General features: G+C 64.1%; 29 protein-coding genes and 1 pseudogene. 20 read left to right on the top strand and 10 right to left on the bottom strand.

Annotation, left to right across the window (positions count from 1 at the left end; translation table 11 throughout):
- Window positions 1-17: 17 nt before the first annotated feature.
- Both ACWAT4_RS22640 and ACWAT4_RS22635 read left to right on the top strand, forming a co-directional pair.
- Window positions 18-275: a hypothetical protein gene (locus ACWAT4_RS22640; protein WP_212299563.1), complete on the top strand. Its 258-nt coding sequence runs from the start codon at window positions 18-20 to the stop codon at window positions 273-275.
- Window positions 276-366: 91 nt separating this feature from the next.
- Window positions 367-864 carry an SMI1/KNR4 family protein gene (locus ACWAT4_RS22635; protein WP_212428428.1) on the top strand — a complete coding sequence of 166 codons (498 nt, stop codon included), beginning with the start codon at window positions 367-369 and terminating at the stop codon, window positions 862-864.
- 135 nt (window positions 865-999) lie between these two features.
- Here the strand turns inward: ACWAT4_RS22635 and ACWAT4_RS22630 are convergent, their stop codons facing one another.
- Window positions 1,000-2,850: a tannase/feruloyl esterase family alpha/beta hydrolase gene (locus ACWAT4_RS22630; protein WP_212299565.1), complete on the bottom strand. Its 1,851-nt coding sequence runs from the start codon at window positions 2,848-2,850 to the stop codon at window positions 1,000-1,002.
- Window positions 2,851-3,315: 465 nt separating this feature from the next.
- Between ACWAT4_RS22630 and ACWAT4_RS22625 the strand changes: the two genes are divergently transcribed.
- From ACWAT4_RS22625 to ACWAT4_RS22600, 6 genes are all read left to right on the top strand, one after another.
- Complete coding sequence (locus ACWAT4_RS22625; protein ID WP_449728106.1) at window positions 3,316-3,873, top strand: MarR family winged helix-turn-helix transcriptional regulator; 558 nt, start codon at window positions 3,316-3,318, stop codon at window positions 3,871-3,873.
- 165 nt (window positions 3,874-4,038) lie between these two features.
- Window positions 4,039-5,130: a TRAP transporter substrate-binding protein gene (locus ACWAT4_RS22620; protein ID WP_449728105.1), complete on the top strand. Its 1,092-nt coding sequence runs from the start codon at window positions 4,039-4,041 to the stop codon at window positions 5,128-5,130.
- 242 nt (window positions 5,131-5,372) lie between these two features.
- Window positions 5,373-6,071 carry a septum site-determining protein MinC gene (gene minC, locus ACWAT4_RS22615; protein WP_212299568.1) on the top strand — a complete coding sequence of 233 codons (699 nt, stop codon included), beginning with the start codon at window positions 5,373-5,375 and terminating at the stop codon, window positions 6,069-6,071.
- Between the two features lie 19 nt (window positions 6,072-6,090).
- A complete protein-coding gene (minD, locus tag ACWAT4_RS22610) occupies window positions 6,091-6,906 on the top strand; it encodes a septum site-determining protein MinD (protein WP_200516394.1) in 816 nt (271 codons plus the stop codon).
- Window positions 6,903-7,184, top strand: a complete 282-nt coding sequence (minE, locus tag ACWAT4_RS22605) for a cell division topological specificity factor MinE (RefSeq protein WP_097660833.1) — start codon at window positions 6,903-6,905, stop codon at window positions 7,182-7,184. The genes minD and minE overlap by 4 nt, the downstream gene beginning before the upstream one ends.
- A 172-nt stretch (window positions 7,185-7,356) precedes the next feature.
- The gene (locus tag ACWAT4_RS22600) at window positions 7,357-7,542 is read left to right on the top strand and encodes a hypothetical protein (protein WP_212299569.1); all 186 of its coding nucleotides are present in this window, start codon (window positions 7,357-7,359) and stop codon (window positions 7,540-7,542) included.
- An 81-nt stretch (window positions 7,543-7,623) separates the two neighbouring features.
- On the opposite strand, the gene ACWAT4_RS22595 is transcribed toward ACWAT4_RS22600, so the two are convergent.
- Together ACWAT4_RS22595 and ACWAT4_RS22590 are read right to left on the bottom strand one after the other, a co-directional pair.
- Window positions 7,624-7,872, bottom strand: coding sequence for a hypothetical protein (locus ACWAT4_RS22595; protein WP_212299570.1), 249 nt, complete (start codon window positions 7,870-7,872; stop codon window positions 7,624-7,626).
- 102 nt (window positions 7,873-7,974) lie between these two features.
- Window positions 7,975-8,367: a hypothetical protein gene (locus ACWAT4_RS22590; RefSeq protein ID WP_212299571.1), complete on the bottom strand. Its 393-nt coding sequence runs from the start codon at window positions 8,365-8,367 to the stop codon at window positions 7,975-7,977.
- 127 nt (window positions 8,368-8,494) lie between these two features.
- On the opposite strand from ACWAT4_RS22590, the pseudogene ACWAT4_RS22585 reads away from it, so the two are divergent.
- Both ACWAT4_RS22585 and ACWAT4_RS22580 read left to right on the top strand, forming a co-directional pair.
- Window positions 8,495-8,971: pseudogene (locus tag ACWAT4_RS22585) on the top strand (SDR family NAD(P)-dependent oxidoreductase); the annotation flags it as partial.
- Between the two features lie 92 nt (window positions 8,972-9,063).
- Window positions 9,064-9,279: an SDR family oxidoreductase gene (locus ACWAT4_RS22580; protein ID WP_349630140.1), complete on the top strand. Its 216-nt coding sequence runs from the start codon at window positions 9,064-9,066 to the stop codon at window positions 9,277-9,279.
- Here ACWAT4_RS22580 and ACWAT4_RS22575 read toward each other — a convergent pair whose 3' ends face one another.
- Both ACWAT4_RS22575 and ACWAT4_RS22570 read right to left on the bottom strand, forming a co-directional pair.
- Window positions 9,280-9,510 (bottom strand): DUF6894 family protein, encoded by a 231-nt coding sequence (locus ACWAT4_RS22575; RefSeq protein WP_027530842.1) that lies wholly within the window; start codon window positions 9,508-9,510, stop codon window positions 9,280-9,282. It abuts the gene before it with no gap.
- 382 nt (window positions 9,511-9,892) lie between these two features.
- Window positions 9,893-10,930: a hypothetical protein gene (locus ACWAT4_RS22570; RefSeq protein ID WP_449728104.1), complete on the bottom strand. Its 1,038-nt coding sequence runs from the start codon at window positions 10,928-10,930 to the stop codon at window positions 9,893-9,895.
- 340 nt (window positions 10,931-11,270) lie between these two features.
- Between ACWAT4_RS22570 and ACWAT4_RS22565 the strand changes: the two genes are divergently transcribed.
- Together ACWAT4_RS22565 and ACWAT4_RS22560 are read left to right on the top strand one after the other, a co-directional pair.
- Window positions 11,271-11,867: a L,D-transpeptidase gene (locus ACWAT4_RS22565; protein WP_449728103.1), complete on the top strand. Its 597-nt coding sequence runs from the start codon at window positions 11,271-11,273 to the stop codon at window positions 11,865-11,867.
- A gap of 156 nt (window positions 11,868-12,023) precedes the next feature.
- Entirely contained in the window at window positions 12,024-12,242 is a 219-nt protein-coding gene (locus tag ACWAT4_RS22560) for a hypothetical protein (RefSeq protein ID WP_212299574.1), read from the top strand.
- On the opposite strand, the gene ACWAT4_RS22555 is transcribed toward ACWAT4_RS22560, so the two are convergent.
- Together ACWAT4_RS22555 and ACWAT4_RS22550 are read right to left on the bottom strand one after the other, a co-directional pair.
- Window positions 12,239-12,673 carry a COG4315 family predicted lipoprotein gene (locus ACWAT4_RS22555; protein ID WP_449728102.1) on the bottom strand — a complete coding sequence of 145 codons (435 nt, stop codon included), beginning with the start codon at window positions 12,671-12,673 and terminating at the stop codon, window positions 12,239-12,241. The two genes, ACWAT4_RS22560 and ACWAT4_RS22555, sit on opposite strands and share 4 nt — an antisense overlap.
- A gap of 119 nt (window positions 12,674-12,792) precedes the next feature.
- Window positions 12,793-13,257 carry a MarR family winged helix-turn-helix transcriptional regulator gene (locus ACWAT4_RS22550; RefSeq protein ID WP_449728101.1) on the bottom strand — a complete coding sequence of 155 codons (465 nt, stop codon included), beginning with the start codon at window positions 13,255-13,257 and terminating at the stop codon, window positions 12,793-12,795.
- A gap of 104 nt (window positions 13,258-13,361) precedes the next feature.
- Between ACWAT4_RS22550 and ACWAT4_RS22545 the strand changes: the two genes are divergently transcribed.
- The 5 genes from ACWAT4_RS22545 to ACWAT4_RS22525 all read left to right on the top strand — a co-directional run bounded on the left by ACWAT4_RS22545 (window position 13,362) and on the right by ACWAT4_RS22525 (window position 17,677).
- On the top strand, window positions 13,362-15,302 hold the full coding sequence (locus ACWAT4_RS22545) for an FAD-binding monooxygenase (RefSeq protein WP_212428440.1): 1,941 nt from the start codon (window positions 13,362-13,364) through the stop codon (window positions 15,300-15,302).
- 122 nt (window positions 15,303-15,424) lie between these two features.
- Entirely contained in the window at window positions 15,425-16,399 is a 975-nt protein-coding gene (locus ACWAT4_RS22540; protein ID WP_449728100.1) for an SH3 domain-containing protein, read from the top strand.
- A gap of 222 nt (window positions 16,400-16,621) precedes the next feature.
- On the top strand, window positions 16,622-16,849 hold the full coding sequence (locus ACWAT4_RS22535; RefSeq protein ID WP_246755538.1) for a hypothetical protein: 228 nt from the start codon (window positions 16,622-16,624) through the stop codon (window positions 16,847-16,849).
- 218 nt (window positions 16,850-17,067) lie between these two features.
- On the top strand, window positions 17,068-17,274 hold the full coding sequence (locus tag ACWAT4_RS22530; RefSeq protein WP_212299580.1) for a hypothetical protein: 207 nt from the start codon (window positions 17,068-17,070) through the stop codon (window positions 17,272-17,274).
- 25 nt (window positions 17,275-17,299) lie between these two features.
- Window positions 17,300-17,677, top strand: coding sequence for a hypothetical protein (locus ACWAT4_RS22525; protein WP_349629557.1), 378 nt, complete (start codon window positions 17,300-17,302; stop codon window positions 17,675-17,677).
- 12 nt (window positions 17,678-17,689) lie between these two features.
- Here ACWAT4_RS22525 and ACWAT4_RS22520 read toward each other — a convergent pair whose 3' ends face one another.
- The 3 genes from ACWAT4_RS22520 to ACWAT4_RS22510 form a co-directional block, all read right to left on the bottom strand.
- On the bottom strand, window positions 17,690-18,259 hold the full coding sequence (locus tag ACWAT4_RS22520) for a TetR/AcrR family transcriptional regulator (protein WP_449728099.1): 570 nt from the start codon (window positions 18,257-18,259) through the stop codon (window positions 17,690-17,692).
- Window positions 18,259-18,603 (bottom strand): DMT family transporter, encoded by a 345-nt coding sequence (locus tag ACWAT4_RS22515; protein WP_449728098.1) that lies wholly within the window; start codon window positions 18,601-18,603, stop codon window positions 18,259-18,261. The genes ACWAT4_RS22520 and ACWAT4_RS22515 overlap by 1 nt, the downstream gene beginning before the upstream one ends.
- A 176-nt stretch (window positions 18,604-18,779) precedes the next feature.
- Window positions 18,780-19,445 carry an O-methyltransferase gene (locus tag ACWAT4_RS22510; protein ID WP_449728097.1) on the bottom strand — a complete coding sequence of 222 codons (666 nt, stop codon included), beginning with the start codon at window positions 19,443-19,445 and terminating at the stop codon, window positions 18,780-18,782.
- 98 nt (window positions 19,446-19,543) lie between these two features.
- Between ACWAT4_RS22510 and ACWAT4_RS22505 the strand changes: the two genes are divergently transcribed.
- The 3 genes from ACWAT4_RS22505 (at window position 19,544) to pdxY (ending at window position 21,801) form a co-directional block, all read left to right on the top strand.
- Window positions 19,544-20,188, top strand: coding sequence for a TetR family transcriptional regulator (locus ACWAT4_RS22505; protein ID WP_449728096.1), 645 nt, complete (start codon window positions 19,544-19,546; stop codon window positions 20,186-20,188).
- Window positions 20,189-20,298: 110 nt separating this feature from the next.
- Entirely contained in the window at window positions 20,299-20,940 is a 642-nt protein-coding gene (locus tag ACWAT4_RS22500; protein WP_449728095.1) for an FMN-binding negative transcriptional regulator, read from the top strand.
- A gap of 48 nt (window positions 20,941-20,988) precedes the next feature.
- Window positions 20,989-21,801: a pyridoxal kinase gene (gene pdxY / locus ACWAT4_RS22495; protein ID WP_449728094.1), complete on the top strand. Its 813-nt coding sequence runs from the start codon at window positions 20,989-20,991 to the stop codon at window positions 21,799-21,801.
- Window positions 21,802-21,806 lie beyond the last annotated feature (5 nt).

The following is a 21,806-nucleotide window of genomic DNA, read 5'->3' as shown; positions in this document are numbered from 1 at the left end:
TCGTCCAGAAGCAGCCCATGAGTGATCCAGCAAACTCCGAGACCCCGCTGCGTACGACGTTCAAGATCAAGCTGAACGGTGACACGCTGGCGATCGCGACCGTCGGCCAGGCCTATCAATTCCTCACCAACTTCAAATCGGTCGAGTGGATGGAATTCCGCTCGCTGCATGACGACGCCGTCCACGCGCTGGAAGGCGCCGCCGACAATGCCATGCTCGCGGTCCAGGCGACCAACGCGGTGCGCGCGTTGTTCGTGAGCGCGAAGCTGCTCTAAGCAAAGCAAACGTTCTTCTCCCGCCTCGAACCGGCTCCCACCTCGCCGCGACGAAGCCATGGCGCGGCGCACGCGCCGAGGAGAGGAATGCATGGACATCGCCAATTTCATCGCGGGCATCGACAGCACGAGCGCAGAACCGCCGAGCGAAGCCGCGTTGGCTTCGTTCGAAGGATCCATCGGCTGTCGCCTACCGGACGACTATCGCCGGTTCCTGCTGGGCTGCGCCGGCGGCTATTTCCAGGGCTCGGCCGAGTTCAACTGGCCGCAAGGTCATTGGGCCGGTGCGATCCAGGAGGTGCTGGGATTGCGGGGCGACGAATGCTCACTGGCACGGACACGAGCGACGCCGCAATGGCCGACCGTTGATGAGCTCCTGTGGATCATGAGCGATCACGGCGGCAATCCGATCTGCATGACGATCGACAAGGCGCATTTCGGCCGGATCTGGTTCATCGATCACGAGATCGCCGAATACGACAGGCAGTGGACGCTTGTAGAGGCGATGTCCGACAATTGGGGCTACGTCCTGCCGCTTACGCCGACATTCAGCGACTTTATCGCGGGCCTGTACGAGGAGGCCGCGTAAGCTCGCGCGGAGCGAGGCGTCCGCGTACGAGGTGTATTGAAGTATCGCGCTGTTGCCCACGAGGATAGAGCGTTTGTCTGGTCAAATCCGTGCCCCGGATGCGCTGCGTCCGGGGCACGGGAGCAATGAGCGGGCTTAGTGTCCGCCGCGTCCATCGTCATCGTCGTGGAAGTCGTGATCGCCGCCGTGGCCGAACCCGGGATCAACGCACGCAAAGTTTGCGGCGTCGCTGGTCAGGCCGCTGCCCTTGTATGTCGCGATCTGGGGATAGACGCAGAGCGGCCGCGTGCCTCCCGTCGGGAAGTTCTGGGCGATGCGCGGATCGAACAAGCCGCCGGTCGGGTAGGGCGAGGCGGTGTTGGTATTGGCCGCGACGATGCGTTCCGGTGCGATACCGTTTTCGACCCAGTCGGTGATCGCCTTGAGCTGGTTCGTCGCAAAGCTGGCGGTGGCTGCGCCGCCGCCGCAATGCGCCATGTTGGGCACCATGAACAGCCGCGCGAAATCGGTTGCATGATTGCCCATGCGCTGGTTCATCTTGCGATACCAGCGCGCGATCGCGGCGCCCGAAAAGATGCCGTCGTTGACCGAGGACGAGATGATCAGCTTGCCGCCGCGCGACCTGAACGGACGCAGATCGGTTGCGACCGCTGCCATGAAGTCCATCGAGCTTTCCGGATAGGCCGCCGTCTTCGTGAAGATCTTCGGCGCATCGGTGTCGAAGTTGAACTTGAACACGAAGGCTTCCTGGCCGTTCGGTCCGTTGACGGGAGTGACGACGGGCGGCGTCTGGAAGATCATCGGGATCGCGCCGGCGCCGAGCGTCAGATTGATCGCGGTGTTGACGCCAGGCACGGGGGCGGTGACGACGTTCCACAACTGCCAGCCCGCGCCGGGCGCAGTGGGTGGCGTCCAGATGCCGGCATCCCAGAACCAGTTCGAATAGAGCCGCTCGCCGTTTGAATTCACCGGCCCCGTATAGATCTTCTTGAGCGCATCCACTTGGCCGCTGGTGAGGCAAGTGCCACCGTGCGGCGTGCTGCCATGCGAGCCGGTGCCGCAGGTGTAGCTCGCGAGTGCCGGGTACACTTTCTTCGCCGTGCAGGCATGATAATTGTCGATGATGCCGTCGACGAGGCCATCCAGTGCATCGCAGGCGCTCAGGATCGCAGCCGATGCCACCTGAAGATCCTGCTGCGGGAACGTGTCGGGAATGAAAGGCTGCCCGTTGATGTCCTTGCTGGTTGAAAGCGTACCGAGCACCTGCTCGTTCCAGGCTTCCGCCAGGCCCGCCTGCGGCAGGTTGAAGCCGGGATTTTGCGAGATCACGCCGTCGAACAGCCAGGGCGATCGCTGTGACGCGACCATCGCGTCACGGCCGCCGTTCGAACAGCCCATGATGTAGGAATAGACGGTGTCGAGGCCGTAGAAATAGGAGATGATCTGCTTGGCGGTCGTCGCAGTCTTCTCGATGCCATTGTAGCCGTAATCCCGGCGTGCCTGGGCATCGATCGCGAAATGCGCGGAGCCGCCGGCATTGACGTCGTCGTCCTGATAGCCGCCGACCACATTGGCCGCGTTATCCTCGTGGCCGCCGTCATCGGCTGCGACCACCCAGCCTTGGCCGAGCTCGACGCCGGCCGCGCCTTGCGGGTCGGCATTGAGGCTGCCGTCGGTGCCGCCACCGCCCATCATCTCGAAGCGGCCATGCCAGGTGTTGGGCAGGTTGAGCGCAAAGCCGATGCCGTAGGTGAAGTGATCGGGATCCTGCGTGGAGACGCGCTTGTTGATGATGCCGATCACGTTGCAGTAGCCCGACTTCTGCGTCGCGCTCAGGATCTGCGTGTTCGGCAGCGTGAGGCCGGTGAGGGCAGTGCAGGACGAGCGCGGGGCCACCCCGCTCGGCGGCAGCCCGTGCGCGGTGGCCTGCGGGCCGAGCGACGCCCATGTGGCGATGATCGTCGAGGCGAGGAAAAGTCGTTTCATGTCATGCCCTCCCAGTTTCATCTTGGATGATTGAACGAAAGCGCCCGACGCGCCGCCGGTTGGCGTGACGTCGAGTGGTCAGAAAACTTTTCGAAAACGCTGCTGGGAGACACGCGCACGTGGGCGATGAGCCACGACGCAATTGCGGTTGCGCGCAAAACCATTCCGCCGCGATGCGCCGTGGCATGCGGATCGGCGCCCACCCCTGATGACGGCACGAACGTTCGCTCCCCTTGAACCCGCTCATGATACGGCAGGCCTTCACGATCCTTAGGCGAGCGATGTTGCCGTGTCAACATGACGCATCGCGCGATATTGCCGTGCAACCTGTCGTGGAAGCTGTAGGCGGCAAGGCCGCGTATGCGCCCGGCTTCTCGATCCGGCCTCGCTGCGTTAGACTCGCTGTCCGAATCCTCGAGCCCCAGCCGGATGCACCTCTGCCGGCTTTGCGAAAGATGCGCGTCGATGCAGTCAGGCAAGGCACGGGCGGGAAAACGGATCGCCGCCAAACAACCGCGGCGAGCGGCCGGCGTGCCAAAGCTGTCGCGACCGGCGCCGCATGCCGTGTCCGGCACGAAGCCGAGCCGGGCAAAGCCGCTTGCCCTTGGCGATCTCTCGCAGCTGTTGGGCTACTCCCTCCGCCGGGCGCAGCTCTGGATCTTCAGGGAGTTCAGCCGGCAACTGGCGGCCTTCGAGATCAGTCCGGCGCAATTTTCCGTGCTCTGCGTCATCGATGCCAATCCTGGCGTCAATCAGCTCGCCGTCGCACAACTTCTGTCGATCGAACGGGCCGGGCTTGGCAGGCTGGTGGATCATCTGGAAGGTCGCGGCCTAGTGCGGCGCACGGCGTCAGCGATCAATCGCCGCTATTACGTGCTCTATCTGACCGAGACCGGTACGGCGCTCCTGGATCGGCTAAAGCCGGCGGCCGCCGCAAGCGACGAGGCACTTGCGGCCAAGATCGGGTCGCGCGCGTACAAGGAATTGCAGCGGGCGCTCTCGATCTTTGTCGGAGACGCCTGAGCGATCCGGAGGCCATGCCGCTACGACTTGGTTTGGCCAGCCGCCCCTCCTTTATCATGGCTTGAACTGCGTGGCCGGAACAGGCAAACGGTCCGCGAAGATCGTGGCTTGGATCAGTTGATCTGGCCGCTCGTTTCAAGCTGACCTCAAGGGAGAGACCCCATCATGAAACGCCGTACATTCCTCAAGGGCGGCGCGGTCGCCGGCGCGACGACGCTGGTTGCGGCCCCTGCGATCGCGCAGAGCGCGCCCGAGATCAAATGGCGCCTGACCTCGAGCTTCCCGAAGTCGCTCGACACCATTTACGGCACGGCGCAGACCTTTGCGAAATATGTTGCAGAGGCCACCGACAACAAATTCCAGATCCAGACCTTTGCCGCCGGCGAGCTGGTCCCGGGCCTGCAGGCGCTCGATGCCGTCAGCGTCGCCTCGGTCGAGATGGCGCAGACGCCGCTCTATTTCTACATCGGCAAGGAGCCGGCGCTCGCCTATGCCACCGGCGCGCCGTTCGGCATGAACCATCGTCATCAGGAATCCTGGTGGTACTTTGGTGGTGGTGCCGACCTCGCTAACGAGGCGCTCAAGCCGTTCAAGGCGCACGCGATCCTCTGCGGCAATTCCGGTACCCAGATGGGCGGTTGGTTTCGCAAGGAGATCAAGACCGTCGACGATCTCAAGGGCCTCAAATTCCGCATCGCCGGCATGGGCGGCCATGTGCTGGCGCGGCTCGGCATCGTGCCGCAGCAGCTTGCCGGCGGTGACGTCTATGCGGCGCTGGAGAAGGGCTCGATCGATGCCGCCGAATTCGTCGGTCCCTACGACGACGAGAAGCTCGGCTTCCAGAAGGTCGCAAAATACTACTACTTCCCCGGCTGGTGGGAGGGCGGCGCCATGCTGCACATGATCGTCAATGACGAGAAGTGGGCGAGCCTGCCGAAGCAGTATCAGGCGATCGTCAACCAGGCGGCCTCTGCAGCCGGCGCCTGGATGCTCGAGAAGTACGACAGCGTGAATCCGGCGGCGCTGAAGCGGTTGATCGCCAACGGCGCCGAGCTGAAGGCATTCCCGCAGCCAGTGATGGAAGCCTGCTACAACGCGACCCAGGAGCATCTGAGCGAGCTCGCGGCCAAGAGCGAGCTGTTCAAGCGAACCAAGGAAAGCCACGACGCGTATATGAAGGAGCTGCTGTTCTACACGCAGATCGCGGAGAATTTTTACGACAGCTATCTGCTGAGCAAGATGCGCAACAGGACATGATGATGAGGAGGGCGCGACACTGCGATCGCGCCGCGCTATCGTAGGGCGCGCAACGGCGCATAGCGCCGTGCCCACCACTTCTTGATGGTGGGCACGCTAGCGCTTTGCCCACGGGTTCGGAGCATATAGCCCGAGCGTCCGCCCCCACCGCGATCCACGTAACCCCACGGAGAAATTAACCGGCCATTAACCATATCGGCGGCATCGTTAACCATTCAATAACAGGGAACGAGTCGGCCGCCATGGAGGCCCTAGCAAAACCTCAACGCCAAATGGTGCGCCTGCGCGGGCGCTCCTATGTGGCCTTCGTCTTCGTGCCCACGGTTCCGATCCAGGACTGGCTCGCCGAAATCGACGCCACCATCGCCCGCTCGCCGGGCTTCTTTGCCGGCCGGCCCGTGGTGATCGACCTGTCCTCGGTCGATCTCAGCCAGGCAGGAATCGGCCACCTGCTCACCAGCCTGCAGGACCGCAACATCCGCGTGCTCGGCATCGAGGGCGTAGAGGAGGCGCGGCTGACGCCCTCAATGCCGCCGCTGCTCTCGGGCGGGCGCAGCTGCGTGATCGAGCCGACTGCGCCCAGGAAACCCGAGGCCAAGGTCGAGACCAAGCCGACCTCGCTGCTGCTCGAGAGCCCGGTGCGCTCGGGCCAGACCGTGATCTTTCCTGAAGGCGACGTCACCATTCTGGGCTCGGTCGGCTCCGGCGCCGAGGTCGTGGCCGGCGGGTCCATCCACATCTACGGCGCGCTCCGCGGCCGCGCCATGGCGGGCGTGAACGGTCACACGAGCGCGCGCATCTATTGCCAGAAGATCGAGGCCGAACTGCTTGCAATCGATGGATTTTATCAGACCGCCGACGACATCGACAGCGCCTTGCGCGGCCGGCCCGCTCAGGCCTGGCTGCAGGGCAACACCATGCGAATTACCGCGCTGAACTGACCAGAAGGAGATATTTGAGATGGCCAAGGTACTGGTCGTAACGTCAGGCAAGGGCGGCGTCGGCAAGACGACGACGACCGCCGCATTGGGGGCTGCGCTTGCACAACGCGGCGACAAGGTCGTCGTCGTCGATTTCGACGTTGGCTTGCGCAACCTCGACCTCGTGATGGGCGCCGAACGCCGCGTCGTGTTCGACCTCATCAACGTGGTGCAGGGCGTGGCCAAGCTGCCGCAGGCCCTGATCAAGGACAAGCGGCTGGAGAACCTCTGGCTGCTGCCAGCCTCCCAGACCCGCGACAAGGACGCGCTGACCGAAGAGGGCGTCGGCAAGGTGATCGCCGACCTGCGCAGCCGGTTCGACTGGGTGATCTGCGACAGCCCAGCGGGCATCGAGCGCGGCGCTTCCATGGCGATGCGCTTTGCGGATGAAGCGGTGATCGTCACCAACCCCGAAGTCTCCTCGGTGCGCGATTCCGACCGCATCATCGGCATGCTCGATTCCAAGACCGTGCGGGCCGAGAAGGGCGAGCGGGTCGAGAAGCACATTCTCATCACCCGCTACGATCCCTCACGCGCCGCGCGCGGCGAGATGCTGACCATCGACGACATCCTCGAAATTCTCGCAACGCCGCTGCTCGGCATCATCCCGGAGAGCCAGGACGTGCTCCGCGCCTCCAACGTCGGCACGCCCGTGACGCTGTCGAACGCCGAAGGCGCACCCGCGCGGGCCTATATCGACGCGGCGCGACGGCTGTGCGGCGACACCGTGCCGATGCAGGTGCCGACCGAGCGCAAGGGCTTCATGGATCGTTTGCTGCGACGGAGGGCTGCATGAGCATGGGTCTGCTCCGGCTTCTCCGCGGCAACAAGGCGTCCGCACCCGTCGCTCGCGAACGGCTGCAGATCCTGCTGGCCCATGAACGCGGAATGCGCGGCCAGCCCGATCTGCTCGGTGTGCTGCGTGAGGAAATTCTCGCGGTCGTCTCCAAGCACGTCATGCTGGATCCGACCAAGGTGATCGTCCGGCTCGAGCGCGGCGACGAGGTCTCGACCCTGGAGGTCGATATCGAGGTGCCCAACGATTTCGAGCGCAAGAAGGTGGCGGTCGCGTAGGGGACGCGGCCGACGAGGTCCCGTTTGGGGTGGGTGAGAAGGCGGTTCGCTGGGCACAGCGGGCCGCCTTTTGCGTGTTGAGATAAGTGCCACGGAACGAGGCGAGGGGCTCAATCGTTGTGAGACACCTGCGGGAGCGATGCGCCGTGGGTCATCAAACCGGAGAGCGCCCATGATGTCCGAGGTCCAGGTTCATACTGTCGCCCGGCAGATGCTGGAAAAGCATGGTTTCGCTGCAATTGCGAAGGCGGCCGAGCAGGCCCAGGCCTGCGAGGGCCGCGGCGAGGCGGATGAGGCGAAGGAATGGCGCCACATCGAGGATGCCATGAAGATCATCCGCGGCCCGCATCAGAGCTGATGGGCCAGCCTGCCAGCGCTTCGACGCCTTGGTGAGGATCTGAATGCTGCCGCGAGCCGGCCGGGTTCCGCCCAGTTGGGCCTAATGCTCGCCCTGTTCGCCGCCCTGGGTCATCGGCCTATGCTGGGTCTGCGGCTGAGCGCGCTCGCCGGTCTCCTTGCAGGGGAGCTGCTCCCACGATCCGTCCGCCGCCTGTTGATAGGCGCTGCAAGATGATGAGATCGCCTTGTCCTCGCCCTTCTGGGCATCGGAATTTTTCGCCAGCGCTGGCGCTACCAGCACGGCGCTCGCTGCCAGCAAGCCGGCGAGGACGAGATGGGTGATCCGCATGGGGGTCTCCAGATTGAAAACGCCTGCATGCTCGCCACGAATGTGACGATTATGGGCCGGGACGGCAGTTCCGTCCCGGCATTCTTAACGGCTCGGAAGGTCCTAGCCGCCCTTGCTGCGGATCAGGCCAGCGAGGCTGGTCTTCTGCTTTTCGCACCAATTGCTCATGCCGAGCCGACGCTGGTCGAGATCGGTCGTCTGGGTCGCGACCGCGACCTCCGCCATGATGTCGTCGGCCTGCTTCTCGCCCATCTTGCCGCCGGTGTGCATCCAGGCAATGGCCTTACGCACCTGCTCGGTGGTGCCGTCGGGAAGCTGCATCTGCTGCGCCTTCTGCACCAGATCCTGGTAGGCGACGTCCGTGTTCGGGCATTCGACCTTGGCGGCAAAGGCCTGCAAGACCATCGTCACATAGGTCGAGCGCGTATGGTCGTCGGCCGCTTGGGCGGGAGCGGCGATCAGCAACAGGCCTGCCATCAGCAAGGGGTAGCGCATCCTTAAGGTCCTCCTCGTTTTTGGGAGGCTAGCGTCCTGCGAGCGGCTCTGCAATGGCTGCAGGGGTCGATTGTCGCTCATTCGCGGGGTGCGTTAGATTGAGCCGTCCCTGGTCCCGGAGAGCGACATGAGCCTGTTCAGCACGCCGTTCGATCGCGAACGTGACAGAGCGCTCGTCACCGGTGCGGGCAATGGGATCGGCCGCGCCATCGCGCTGGGCCTGGTCGGCGAGGGCGTGCGGACGCTGTTTGCCGATGTGAGTGCCGAGAGGGTGAAGGCCGCCGTCGGTGCGAGTGAGAGGCCTGATCTGGCGCTGCCCTGGGTCGGCGATCTCGCGAGACCGGACGCGTGTGACGAGTTGCTTGCAACTGCCGACGCCGCGCTGGGCCAAGTGTCGCATTTCGTGCACAGCGCCTCGCCGCCTCGACGCGAGGCCGATCACGCGCTCGCCGTCGATCGCGGGACCTGGCAACAGATGCACGCGGTCAATCTCGATGCTGGCTTTCATCTGGCGCGCGAGCTCGCAAAGCGCCTGATCGCAGCGAAGCGGCCCGGCTCGTTCCTGTTTCTCACCTCGCTACATGCGGGCACGCCGCGCAACCTGCCGCATTATTCGACGGCGAAGGCGGGGATGGCGATGCTGGTGAAGGGCTCGCGAAGAGCTTTGGTCGTCACGACATCCGCGTCAATGCGCTGGTGCCGGGCGCTATCGCGGCGGGCGGATTTGTCGCGGATGCTTCTCTGGCGAAACACATTCCGCTCGGGCGTCTCGGCGAGGCCAACGACCTCGTGCCTGTCGCGCTCACCGTGCTGTCGAACAAGCTTTCGGGTTACGTCACCGGAGCAGCCTTCGTCGTCGACGGCGGATTGTCGCTGACGAACTGGTTCGACGCGCCTGAGCTCGAAGTGTAACTAGCGCCGCCAGGCCGGTACGGGATCGAGCGGCGTGCGATAGACCTCGTTGTGATCGCGATCGGTCACGCGCACGGCGCAACCCTTGCGCTGCAGCTCCGGCTTCACCTGCGACAGTTCGGTCGCCAGCTGAACGGCGCGATCGGAAGCGACCTCGATATCCTCGAGGATGATTCCGCCCTGGTTCTTGAACTCTTCACCAACCACGAGATCGAAGGAATAATAAGGCATCCGAATTCCCCGGTGTGACGACCCAAATTCTCAAAGCGAAGACTTCAACGTAAGTCTTCAAAACATGCTGGATCGTACCACTGAGTCGACATCTATCCGATGAACGAACCGCGCAATCTCTGTGCTTATGGCGCAGAAATGATGTGCAACGTTCGAGGGCCTTAAGATTTTATTAAATATGTTGGCGTGATCATGAGGCATGGAATTGCAGTAGAACCGGGCTCCGGGAACCGGCAGCTGCAAGAGAAGGCCGGCGGCATAGATCCCGACGGCCTTTTCTCTTTGCACTCAGCTCTTCATCACCGTAGTTGCACGGACTCAACGCATCGCAGCGAGTCGGACAGCTTGCATTGACGTTTGATGCTGGTCTCTCGACGCAGCTCTAATGGACCGGCATTGGCGGACGCACGACGGGGCCGTCATCATCGGCAACGGCTTGCGTCGTCACGACAGGCGGTGCCGCCGGCGACGGGACCGCGGCAGCCTGTGAAGGCGGCGGTGGAGGCGCGAGCGGCGGCGAATAAGCCGGCATGTAAGTGTGCGACACGACCGGCTTCGGTTTGCGAGCCGGTGGCGGCATCGGAGCCGGCGCTCGCGGCGGCAGCGCCGACAAACGTGCGCGCGGATCGACCGGCTTGATCTCGGCCACTGGCTTTGGTGCCGGCGGCTTCGCCATCTCACGGACCATCTGCTCCTGACCAGCCTTCAACTCGGCGATGTTTGCCTTGAGCTGCTCGATCTGCTGCGACATCGCGGCGATGTCGCGTGTCATTGCTTCCACCGATGGTGTGGCATCGGCGGCTTGCGCGGCGGCAGGCGCAGGTGCGGCTGCGGCCGCGACAACCGGTGCTGCGGGCGGCGCCGCAGTTTGGTCAGCGGTCTGATCTTGTTCGACGGGCGGCGCGGCTTGCGCGGCTGCGACCGGCGCGGTCTGCGACGTCGAGGGCAGCAGCGATGCCAGGGCCGGTGTCCACTCGGCGAGCATCTGCGTCGCCGTGTCACCGTGCTTCTCCCAGGCGATGGTGGCAGCGGCGCTGCCACCCGCAAACAAGAACGTCACGAACGCACCGCGCAGCCATCTTCTGGCAGCCGATCGCTTCGGTCGGCTGTGACCATCATTCGTCGTCACGCGCACGGCGGTGTCGACCGAGGGCGTTGCCGCTTGCGGCGCCGCGACCGCCACGGCGGGAGGCTCCGAGACCGGAATGAATTTCGGCTCCACACCATGCCGGGTCTCCGGCAAAAACTTCGGCTCCGGGCGGGCCGTGAACTCTGGTGCAAGCGTTGGCGCATCGCTGCTCGCGCGCGAAGCCCGCACCACGTCGGGCGAAATCTGGATCGCGTCGTGCGGATCGTTGTCCTTGACCGTGTCCTTCACGATCTCATCGACGATTTGCCGACTGTTCAGCGTCGCGAGCATCGCAGCTCCTCTGAAGCGTTGGTCGTCCGCATTAGCGCGAGCCGATCGGTTGAATGGCCCATCCCAGTCTGATGCGGTTGGCCCGATGGCGCACGAGTCCAGCCGGGTTTGACCAAAGCAAGGCGAGGCGATGGAGAGACTGCGACGGTCTTCCGCCGTTTGTGGTGTTGGAACCGGATCTTCCGAACACGGGCACGTGTTCCGCGCTGCCTTGTTTTCAGCACGATTTGGGCAGCATCTCGCTGTGCTGGGGGCGCTGCTATCCGCTATTGGGGGGCCGGCGGTGCCAAGATCTCTACTCGTTTTGTTCGTCCTTGCTTCGCTGCCGCTCGGCGGCTGCATGCAGACGACGCTTTCGCCATCGACGGATGCGAGCATGACGGCGCGCGACCGCCAGTTGCTTGCGCACACGCCTTACGCCCAGGCGAATGTGCCTGAGCAATATCTCCGCCACATCGTCGATTATCCGCGTAAGGAGCAGCCGGGTACCATCCTGGTCGATACCGATGCGCGCTACCTCTACTATGTGCTGCCCGACGGTAAGGCGATCCGCTATGGCGTCGCCGTCGGCGAGGAGGCGATGGCCTTCTCGGGCGTTGCGCGCGTCGGCCGTCTGGCGGAATGGCCGGACTGGGTGCCGACGGCAGACATCCAGGCGCGGCTCGGGCCCTATCCGGCGCGCGTGCCGGGTGGGCCCGCTAATCCGTTGGGCGCCCGCGGCATCTATCTCTTTGTCGGCAACAAGGACACGCTCTACCGCATCCATGGCACCAACCAGCCGGAATATATCGGGCAGGCAATCTCCTCGGGCTGCATCCGGATGCGCAATGAGGACGTGATCGATCTGTTCGACCGGGTGAAGCTCAATGCGACCGTCGTGGTGCTGCCGCCCGGACAGAGCGCTCAGATCGATACCGGGCCCAGCTGGCGCGGGTGAGACAACTGATCTGACCCGTCACGTCAGTCGCATCACTGAACCTTGAATGGCAGGCCGTGTCGATCGATGCCAAGCGGCCGCCAAAGGTGAATTGCTTCACAGGCGCCTCGCGTCGTTTGGGCTATGTCTCAGTGGCTCGTTGCCATTGGAGGCATCATGCAAAATTTCATTGATCAATTGAACGAGGACGACCGTCGCGTCGTGCGCAAGTGGCGTTTGGCCACGCTCGGTCTGTACGGATCGATTTTGGCCGGTGTGGTGCTGTACGCAGCGCTGCACTGGACGCCCGAGGTGAATTACGCCTCGGTCGATTCCGCAGCTCATGCCAAGCTCGCGGGTACGTCGAGTGGCGGCCGCGCGCCGTTTGCGCCTTAATTGTCAGGCCGGGCGATGCGCCATTGCAGCGTCGTGGCGTTGCCATTGGCATCGCCCGGCGCCTTGTCGGCCGGTGACGTGTAGAGCGGACGATAACGGTACGCCCACATCTTGCTGCCGTCTTCACGGTTGATCACGGTGAAGTCGCCGATGGCCTTGGCCTCGGCTGTTGCGGCGAGCGGCACCCAGCTTTCGGCACACTTGCCGTTGCAGTTCGACGTCTTGCCGGTGGTGTCGCGCTCGTAAGTGTAGAGCGTCATCCCCTTGAGGTCGACGAGCTTGGGACCTTGCTTGGTCAGGACCACCTTCGCAGGCGCGGCGGTCGCCTCGGGCTTCGGCGGAGGAGGGGCATCGCCGCCGCCATGGCCGTTTGCGAGCGCATGGCCGGCGGACAGGGCGATGACTGCGGTCGCAATGACGAACCTGAACATCCGAAACTCCAAGCCGGCAAAGTTAATCGCGCGTTAAGCGCAGAATTGGGGCCACGATAGCAGCCGAAGGTTAGCTCCTGGTTTCGCGGCACTGCGACAAATACGGACACCTGGAACTGCTACGTCTGCGCATTGCGCAACGGCGCGCGACTGAGCTCGTTGCCGGCCGCAATGGCCTTGCGCAGAAGGCGCATCAGCTCCTCGCCTTCCTTTGGACTGAGACCGCGCAGCATGAGGCGCTGGGCGGCTTCGACGGCCGGTGTGATCTTGCGCAGCGTTCGGCGACCCTCGTCGGTGATCTCGAGTTCGCGCGCACGTCGGTCGCGGGGACTGGCACGTCGCTCGGCGAGGCCCTTCTGCACGAGGCGATCGACAACGCCGGTGATGGTGGTGCGGTCATAGGCGATCAATCCTGCGAGCGTCACCTGGTCGAGGCCCGGATTGACCTTGATGGTCGCGAGCGCGGCGTATTGCACCGGCGTGAGATCAAATCCGGCTTCGCCGACCTCGGCGAGGAAGACAGCGACCGCGATCTGCTGGAACCGGCGCGCCAGATGGCCGGGCATGTCGTTGTTGTCTTTCACCGAAGTCTCCTCGAGGGCAGGGACGGCGCGGATGATTGACAAGTATACTGATAGTCAGCATACTGAGCAATATCCAAACAGAACGTTTCCCGGGAGAGGTGCTCATGCAATTCCATCTCAACGGATTTCAGCCGGGCGATCCTGAGATCGCTGATCCCGCCGAGCGCGTTCAGCCCCCGGGCGCAGCGGGCGCCGTGCCTGCGGAGGTCGATGTTCTCATCGTCGGCTGCGGCCCGGCGGGCCTGACGCTCGCTGCTCAGCTGGCACAATTTCCTGATATCAAGACCTGCATCGTCGAGCAGAAGCCGGGCCGTCTGCTGGTCGGGCAGGCCGACGGTATCGCCTGCCGCACCATGGAGATGTTCCATGCCTGCGGCTTCAGCGAGCGCGTGCTGAAAGAAGCCTATTGGGTCAACGAGACGATGTTCTGGAAGCCGGACGAGCGGGCACCGGAGAAGATCGTTCGGAGCGGCCGGGTGCAGGACGTCGAGGACGGGCTGTCGGAATTCCCGCATGTCATTCTCAACCAGGCGCGCATCCATGACGGATTTCTCGACGTCATGCGCAAATCACCGGCCAAGCTTGAGCCCCATTACGGAAGGCGCCTGCTCGACCTCCAGGTCGATCCGGCCGCAGGGCCCACCGATCATGTCGTGACCGTGCGCCTCGAACGTGTCGATGCCGCCGATGAGGGTAAGGTCGAGACCGTCAAGGCGCGTTACGTCGTCGGTTGCGACGGCGCGCGCAGCACGGTGCGCAAGTCGATCGGCCGTGAGCTGCATGGCGATTCCGCCAATCACGCCTGGGGCGTGATGGATGTGCTGGCGATCACCGATTTTCCTGATATCCGCTTCAAGGCCCTGATCCAGTCGGCGAAGGACGGCAGCCTTCTCATCATTCCGCGCGAAGGCGGCTATATGGTCCGCCTTTACGTCGAACTGGCAAAGCTCGAAATCGGCGAGCGGGTTGCCAATCGTAATATCACCGCCGAAGACGTGATCGCGAAAGCGCAGCGGATTCTGAAGCCGCATACGCTGGAAGTGAAGGAGATCGCGTGGTGGTCGGTCTACGAGATCGGCCAGCGCCTGACCGACAAGTTCGACGATGTGCCGGAAGTCGAGATCGACACGCGCCTGCCGCGCATCTTCATCGCCGGCGATGCCTGCCACACCCACAGCCCGAAGGCGGGGCAGGGCATGAACGTCTCGATGCAGGATGCCTTCAATCTCGGCTGGAAGCTTGCTGCCGTGCTGCGCAAGCAGTCCGCGCCGAGCCTGCTGCATTCCTATTCGGCCGAGCGACAGGCGGTGGCGAAAGAGCTGATCGATTTTGATCGCGAATGGGCCGGCATTCTCGCTTCCGCAGCCAAGGTCGGCGGCGCCGATGCGGCGAAGACACAGGACTATTTTGTCCGGCACGGACGCTACACGGCGGGTACGGCGACGCACTACACGCCGTCGATCCTCACTGGCGCCGCTTCGCATCAGCATCTCGCGCAAGGCCTCGTTATCGGCAAGCGCTTCCACTCGGCGCCCGTGATCCGGCTCGGCGACGCAAAGCCGGTGCATCTTGGCCACGCGGCGCAAGCGGACGGCCGCTTCCGCGTCTATGCATTCTCCGGCGCGGAAAATCCGACCGCGGCTGGCTCCGCCATTCGCGCATTGTGTCATTTCCTCACCGAGGCCGAGGAATCGCCGGTGAAACGATACACGCCCGAACATGCCGACATCGATGCCGTGATCGATCTGCGCGCAGTGTTTCAGCAGGACCATCGCGAACTCGCCATCGAGGCGATGCCCAAGCTGCTGCTGCCGCGCAAAGGCCGCTACGGACTGGTGGACTACGAAAAGATGTTCTGTCCGGACCTCAAGAGCGGACACGACGTTTTCACGATGCGCGGTATCGATCGGCGGGTTGGCTGCATCGTCGTGGTGCGGCCGGACCAATACGTTGCGCAGGTGCTGCCGCTCAATGACTTCGCTGGGCTTGCCGCCTATTTCGACGGCTTCATGTTGCAGGTGAACCGAAGCGCGCCGCGCCGATGAATGGCGGATGAATATTGAACTGCGCACACGGCGTGCGTCTCAATCTTTTGGCTGATGCGACCTTTGCGAGCGGAACGCTTCATTCCTCTCGCGCGTTCCGCCTCTCAGAGGAGGACTTCGCCATGAGGCTCAGAACCGCTTTAATTGCAGCACTGTTGCTCGCCCCGACGGCCGCGTTGGCTGCGCCGGGTATCGTCACCGTCTCGACCGGTCTGCGCGCCGGCCCCGGTGCGGGCTTTCCCCTGGTCGATCGCATTCCCGAGGGCGCCCGCGTCAACATCCACGGTTGCCTGCGCGGCAATGTCTGGTGTGACGTGAGCTTCTCCGACGACCGCGGCTGGGTGTCGTCGCAGTATCTCGAATATCTCTACCGCAATCACTACGTCTATCTGCCCGATTATGCCGACGAGGTCGACTTGCCCGTCGTTCCCTTCGTGCTGAGCTCGTACTGGTCGAGCTACTATGCGGGACGCCCCTGGTATCAGCGCCATGCCTATTGGAATAACTACTGGACCTCGCATGAACGTTTCGCGACGCGGATGACGATCGATCCGTACGCCGCTCGGATCGGCCGCGCGGCGACACATGATGCCGCGGTCGCTCTGGGACGCGAAGGCATGCGCGGAAAGGGTAATGTCAACGGCGCCGCTGCGATCTCCGGGCGTGATGCTGCGACGGCACGGCGTGACGCTGCCATCACGAAGCGCGACGTTGCCGTGACGGCCGATCGGGCCGGCGCCGGGCGAAGCGAGCGCATCTCGCATGAGCGGGCCGCTATTCAGGCGCGCAATCCCCGTGACGCCCAGGCACGGATGATGCACGAACCAGCCGCCGCTCGGGCCGCGGCGCGTCCGCAGCCGATGGCGCGTGCACATGAAGCGCCACGTGTGTCCGCTGGGCCCGCTGCTCGACCTGCCATGCCGCACATGGCTCAGCCGAACATCAGCCATGGTGCGCCGATGAATGCGCACGCGCAGATGCCGGCGCCGCGCGCGGCTGCGCCAGCGATGCCGCATCCGGGTGGTGGCGGTGGTGCTCCGCACATCAATGCCGCTCCGCACGGCGGTGGCCCCGGCGGCGGTCACGAGAAACACTAGCATTTGCCAACGAAAGCCCGGCCGCCGCGCCGGGCTTTTTGTTGGGCTGGCGCGGGTTCCGTGCGCATACAATTTAAGAAAGTTCTTCGCGGGCAGATTTCATCGATCGTAACATGTGTACTCAAAGCTGTAAGCATCCACTCGGGGCAGCGGGGCTACGGGAGGATGAAGATGAGACAGAACCAAGCGGAGACGCGTCGCCAAAATGTCGCGAAGCGGTCGATGACCAAAGAGGCCAAGCAGCTGGCCGGCCTGATTGCCGGCCTGCGCAAATCCCTTGACGGCATCCACAAGGAGCGGGCGAGCACAAAGCTCACCGGCGCCGAGATGGGTATGCTCGACGAGCGTCGCAATAATTTGTTGCTTACCATTGCTGCACTGGACGACCGTCTATCGGCCGTGCAGGGCCTGATTGATCTCGGCCGGCCACATGTGATCCGCGTCCACTGAGCGGATGCCGGACGCTATCGGTTCTATCGCGGCGGCGATAGGCCGGAGCCCGGCTGACGGCTCTGCACCTCCGCGTCCGCGGGCGGGGCGGCGACCCAGCTCCCGACAAGCAGAATCGCATTCAAGATGCGGCACGGCGCGCAATGCACCGTGAAGGGCACCAAATTGCCATGCTCCCGGCGAATTGCCGCCAAAGCCCGCTGCCACGACGAGGACGGGTGCGGGGCAACGCAAGGGGATGGGCATTGGCCTATAAAATGGTCGCAGAACGCGACAATGAGAAGTACAGTTTTGCCCGCGAGAGCCGCTTGCTCATCGTGGCGAAGGCAAAAGTTTGGGCGAGCGAAGGATGGCAGGTCGTCATCACTGATCAGGATGGCAAGGCCTACGCGCCGCCGGAGTTCGATCAGTTGCTGGCGGCGTGATCGCAGGACGGGCTAGGGGACGACAGTGAGATCGCTATTTCGACCGGGGCGCGGGGTCATCGCGCCTCTGGTGATTCTTGGGACCATTGCTGCGGCAGGCGTTGTGCTGACGGCGCCGCTTGCGTCCGCGCAAAATCTCGACGCTGGCAAATCGCCCGAAAAACTCTTCGCGGATGGCTGCGCGGCCTGCCATCGCAGCCCGCGGGGGCTCGCGAAGGGGCGCTATAGCCTGACGCTGTCCTGGTTCCTTCAGGACCATTATTCGGCCGGCCCCGACACCGCCAAGGCGCTCGCTGCCTATCTGGTGTCGGTCGATACGCCGCCTCCCGGTGCCCCGGCAAAATCTGGCGCTAAATCATCCAGAGCCAGGCCGAGGCCGCCCAAGCCGGCGCAAGGCCAGTAGTCCGGATCTCGGCTACCCGCGCCGATAGGTCTGCGCGATCAGCCGGTCATGCATGGCGCGCAGATCGGCATTCATGCGGGTTTGTCCTGTCGTGACGAAGGACAGCCAGGCGCCGTCGGCGGCGAGACGCACGATCTGGAGTTCCGGCGTCGCATCGGTGGCGCGGTGGCGTTTCAGTCGCGTCTTCATCCAGTCGTTCCAGAGCTTGCGCAGCGAGGGATCGGTGACGACCACCATGCTCAGTGCCGCCCAGGGGGTGGCGAAGCCGAAGGCTTTGCCGGTGAACACCGCATTCACATAAGCGCGCGTAAAACTGCCGCGCGGCTTCGGATCCGCTTCGATGGCCGCGTCGATCTCGGCGTCGACGCGGGCGAGCAGATCCGCGAACAGGCCTTCGATCAGTGCCTGCTTGCTCCCGAAATGATGAAACAGCCCGCCCTTGGTGACGCCGGCCGCCGCGGCGACGGCTTGAACCGTAACGCCGGAGACGCCGTGGTCCATGGCGATCGCAGCCGCGCGATCGAGCAGGGCGCGCCGCACCTGCTCGGGCTGCTTGGAGCGGGTGTAAGCGCTCACGGGCATCAATGCGCCGTCGTCTGCGAGAACAGGTTGATGACCACGACCCCTGAGACGATCAGTCCGATTCCGACGAAGGCTGCGGCGTCCAGCATCTGGCGGAACAGCACGAAGGAAACGGTGGCGGTCAGGATGATGCCGACGCCGCCCCAGATCGCATAGGCGACGCTCAAGAGAATGACCCGGATTGCGACCGACAGCGCGTAGAACGAGGCAACATAGAACAGCACCATCGCCAGCGTCGACCAGGGCCGGGTGAATTGCGCAGACTGCTGCAGGAAAGCGGACGCCGTCACCTCGAAAACGATGGCGAGGGCTAGCGCGGCGTAGGAGGTAAAAGCGGACGTCATGGCGATCCCGAGCATGGCGCGCGCGAAAGATACCGCACGGTAGGTATGTTTAGCACGCGCAAGTGCTTTTTGCCGGGAACGGGTATCACGTCTGAGTGACGAGCCTGCGACACAGAGCCGCCGCGCGAGGAAGTGCGCGGCGGCTCTAGGATTGTCGCGGGCTGCTCGATGCTGCTTTAATTGATCCGCACGGAGAGTTCGACGTCGTCGGCGAAGGGCGTTGACATGTAGCCGCTGCCGGGCCTGCGGACCCGGGCCAGATAGTCGGGGCTGTCGTCGGCGTTGTCGGCAACGATGATTGCACCTGGCCTCAAACCGTTTTCGACCAGATCGAGGATCTCCGGGTAGAGCGCCTTGGCTCCGTCCAGCAACACGAGATCGATCTGATCGGGCAGGTCGACGCTCAGCGTCTTCAACGCATCGCCTTCGCGGATGTCGACCAGATCAATCAGCCCGCCGTCCCTGAGGTTCTCTCGCGCGCGTGCCGCCTTGGAGGGCTCGAACTCGCTGGTGATGAGGCGGCCGCCGCCATTGTCTCGTAAGCCTGCGGCCAGGTGCAGCGTCGAAATGCCGAACGATGTGCCGAACTCGATGATCGCCTTCGCGCGCGAGCAGCGCGCCAGCATGTAGAGTAGACTGCCCGTCTCGCGCGAGACAGCGAGCGGTGCGTCCTTCAGGCGTGCATAGAGATCGCGGTAATCGGTCTTGCTCTGCATCATCCGGGCTCGGTCGGCGTCGGTCACATCGGCGAGGGCGGCTCGCGTCGCGCCGCGTGCTGCTTCGTCCTCGTCGAACAGGCGATCCAGCAGCGGCGCAAGCGAGGTGATGGTTGGGTTGGTCATTCGATGTCTCCAGTGTTCGCGGCAAAGCGCGTGCTTGCGTACGGATTGAAATACGACTAATTCGTCGCGTTTCCTATTCGCATTCCCCTGGGCGCACCATGGCCGATCGTCGAAGTCATTCAGTTTCCTCACGAAAACAGCCGCAACAGGCCCGCTCCAACGAGCTGGTGGCTGCCATTCTGGACGCTGCTGTTCAGGTCCTGGCGAAGGAAGGAGCACAGCGTTTCACCACCGCGCGCGTGGCGGAGCGGGCTGGAGTGAGCGTCGGGTCGCTCTATCAATATTTTCCGAACAAGGCGGCGATCCTGTTCCGCCTGCAGAGCGACGAGTGGCGGAGCACAAGCGAGCTCTTGCGCGAAATTCTCGCGGACCGGATGAAGCCGCCACCGGCGCGGCTGCGCGCGCTCGTCCACGCCTTCATCCGCTCCGAATGCGAGGAGGCCGCGATCCGCGGCGCGCTCAGCGATGCCGCACCGCTCTATCGTGATGCGCCCGAGGCGCAGGAGGCGCGGGCGGCCGGCGAGGGCATCGTCGCAGCCTTCATGCGCGAGGCGCTGCCGAAAGCCTCTGACACGACGCGCGAGCTCGCCGGGGAGCTGATCAAGACGACGTTGGCCGAGGTGGGAAAACGCTTCTCGGAGACGCCCCACAGCGATGCGGAGATCATCCGTCACGCCGATGGGCTCGCCGACATGTTCTGTGCCTATCTCGAGGAGCTTGCACGACGCGGGCGTCATTCCTGACATCTGGATTTGCGGCCCAATATCGTTTCGGAATCGTGGAACGATGGGATAGCCTTGCACCGCCCACCGCCCACCGCCCACCGCCCACCGCCCAGCTCAAGCGTCGCGCCATGCATGTCCTTCGCCCCCAATTCCGCATCGAGGAGCAGCGCGCACTGGAATTTGCGGGCCGACGTGGCTTCGGTGTGATCGTGGCGACGGATGCGAACGGCCCGTGCGCCTCGCACGTGCCGTTCGTGCTCGATCGGCGCGATGGGCGTACCATCGTGCAGATCCATCTCACGGCAAATAATCCGCTGGTCGAGCTTGCCGACGGCGTCAGGCGCTTTCTGCTGATCGTCGCCGGCGACGATGCCTACATCTCCAACGATTGGTATTCGTCGTCCGACAACGTCTCGACCTGGCTGTACGAGGCCGTGCATCTGTCGGGTGTGGCGCATCTGCGCGCGCAAGACGACAACCGCGGCCATGGCGACGCGCTGCTGGCGGTCGCCGAGGCGCGGCTGCCGAAGCAGCCGTGGGCTCTCGCGCAGATGGAGCCGGGCAAGCGCGAGAGCATGCTGGCCGCGATCCGCGTCGTCGATCTCGTGGTCGATCAGGTCGAGGGGCAGGCCAAGCTCAATCAGCACAAGAGCGACGCCGACCATGTCGCGATCGCCGGTCGATTGGCGCGGTCGGAGGAGAGCGGGCACCGGCGGCTGGCGCGGACGATGCGGGCGCTGCGGCCGGGGCTTGACTACGACATTTCGTGATCAGGACGGCGCTTGCACCGCGGCGCGATTGCTTTTACGGACCTCTGCATGCTCGTCATCTCCATTCAAAGCCAGGTGGTCCACGGCCATGTCGGCAACAGCGCGGCCGCCTACGCCATGCAGGCGGAGGGCGTCAACGTCGCCGCCGTGCCCACGACGCTGCTGTCGAACCATCCGCGCTACCCGACCTTGCGCGGGCGAGTGCTCGACGCTGAGCTTGTCGCCGATCTGCTGCGGGGTGTCGAGGAGCGGGACCTCGTCGATGAAGCGGCCGTGCTCGTTACCGGCTATCTCGGTTCGCCCGGAAATGCGGGCGTCATCGCCGATTTCGTCGAGCGCGCGCTGTCGCGCAATTCGAAGCTCGTCTATCTCTGCGATCCCGTGATCGGCGACGACGGCCGCGTCTATGTCGCCGACGGTATTCTGGATGTGGTGCGGCACCGGCTGTTGCCGGCCGCTCGTCTGATCACGCCGAACCAGTTCGAGCTCGAGCTGCTCTCCGGCGTCAAGATCACGGACGCGGACGGCCTGCGCGCCGCGACGGATGCGATGGCGGCGCAACACCGGATCGACGTCGTCGCCACTGGCTGCACGCTCGTCGACACGCCAGCGGGGCAGGTGGAGACGATCCTGTGTGCTCACGGGCAATTGTCGCGCTTTGCAACGCCGCGGCTGCCGATCCGCCCCTATGGCACCGGCGATCTTCTCACTGCTCTAATCGCGGCGCACCTCGCCAAGGGCAGCGAGATCGAGGCGGCGGTGCGGCTTGCGGTCGAGACCATTTTTGCCGTGCTCGTTCGCACCGAGCAGGCAGGATCGGCCGAGATGCGTCTCGTGCCGTTGCCGGTGTCAGGCACCTAAGATCA

The sequence above is a fragment of the Bradyrhizobium sp. T-1 genome (assembly GCF_053592855.1).
Note: the sequence above shows the minus strand (reverse complement) of the source record. Positions and strands in the feature narration are given on the sequence as shown.

Coding starts and splice junctions, on each gene's coding strand:
- pdxY (WP_449728094.1), top strand. CDS start 20,989: ATGCTCGTCATCTCCATTCAAAGCCAGGTGGTCCACGGCCATGTCGGC.
- ACWAT4_RS22565 (WP_449728103.1), top strand. CDS start 11,271: ATGCAGACGACGCTTTCGCCATCGACGGATGCGAGCATGACGGCGCGC.
- ACWAT4_RS22545 (WP_212428440.1), top strand. CDS start 13,362: ATGCAATTCCATCTCAACGGATTTCAGCCGGGCGATCCTGAGATCGCT.
- ACWAT4_RS22635 (WP_212428428.1), top strand. CDS start 367: ATGGACATCGCCAATTTCATCGCGGGCATCGACAGCACGAGCGCAGAA.
- ACWAT4_RS22520 (WP_449728099.1), bottom strand. CDS start 18,259: ATGCCCGTGAGCGCTTACACCCGCTCCAAGCAGCCCGAGCAGGTGCGG.
- ACWAT4_RS22620 (WP_449728105.1), top strand. CDS start 4,039: ATGAAACGCCGTACATTCCTCAAGGGCGGCGCGGTCGCCGGCGCGACG.
- ACWAT4_RS22640 (WP_212299563.1), top strand. CDS start 18: ATGAGTGATCCAGCAAACTCCGAGACCCCGCTGCGTACGACGTTCAAG.
- ACWAT4_RS22555 (WP_449728102.1), bottom strand. CDS start 12,673: ATGTTCAGGTTCGTCATTGCGACCGCAGTCATCGCCCTGTCCGCCGGC.
- ACWAT4_RS22570 (WP_449728104.1), bottom strand. CDS start 10,930: ATGCTCGCGACGCTGAACAGTCGGCAAATCGTCGATGAGATCGTGAAG.
- ACWAT4_RS22625 (WP_449728106.1), top strand. CDS start 3,316: ATGCAGTCAGGCAAGGCACGGGCGGGAAAACGGATCGCCGCCAAACAA.
- ACWAT4_RS22510 (WP_449728097.1), bottom strand. CDS start 19,445: ATGACCAACCCAACCATCACCTCGCTTGCGCCGCTGCTGGATCGCCTG.
- ACWAT4_RS22540 (WP_449728100.1), top strand. CDS start 15,425: ATGAGGCTCAGAACCGCTTTAATTGCAGCACTGTTGCTCGCCCCGACG.
- minC (WP_212299568.1), top strand. CDS start 5,373: ATGGAGGCCCTAGCAAAACCTCAACGCCAAATGGTGCGCCTGCGCGGG.
- ACWAT4_RS22535 (WP_246755538.1), top strand. CDS start 16,622: ATGACCAAAGAGGCCAAGCAGCTGGCCGGCCTGATTGCCGGCCTGCGC.
- ACWAT4_RS22575 (WP_027530842.1), bottom strand. CDS start 9,510: ATGCCTTATTATTCCTTCGATCTCGTGGTTGGTGAAGAGTTCAAGAAC.
- ACWAT4_RS22500 (WP_449728095.1), top strand. CDS start 20,299: ATGCATGTCCTTCGCCCCCAATTCCGCATCGAGGAGCAGCGCGCACTG.
- ACWAT4_RS22505 (WP_449728096.1), top strand. CDS start 19,544: ATGGCCGATCGTCGAAGTCATTCAGTTTCCTCACGAAAACAGCCGCAA.
- ACWAT4_RS22515 (WP_449728098.1), bottom strand. CDS start 18,603: ATGACGTCCGCTTTTACCTCCTACGCCGCGCTAGCCCTCGCCATCGTT.
- minE (WP_097660833.1), top strand. CDS start 6,903: ATGAGCATGGGTCTGCTCCGGCTTCTCCGCGGCAACAAGGCGTCCGCA.
- ACWAT4_RS22595 (WP_212299570.1), bottom strand. CDS start 7,872: ATGCGGATCACCCATCTCGTCCTCGCCGGCTTGCTGGCAGCGAGCGCC.
- ACWAT4_RS22560 (WP_212299574.1), top strand. CDS start 12,024: ATGCAAAATTTCATTGATCAATTGAACGAGGACGACCGTCGCGTCGTG.
- ACWAT4_RS22590 (WP_212299571.1), bottom strand. CDS start 8,367: ATGCGCTACCCCTTGCTGATGGCAGGCCTGTTGCTGATCGCCGCTCCC.
- ACWAT4_RS22600 (WP_212299569.1), top strand. CDS start 7,357: ATGATGTCCGAGGTCCAGGTTCATACTGTCGCCCGGCAGATGCTGGAA.
- ACWAT4_RS22630 (WP_212299565.1), bottom strand. CDS start 2,850: ATGAAACGACTTTTCCTCGCCTCGACGATCATCGCCACATGGGCGTCG.
- minD (WP_200516394.1), top strand. CDS start 6,091: ATGGCCAAGGTACTGGTCGTAACGTCAGGCAAGGGCGGCGTCGGCAAG.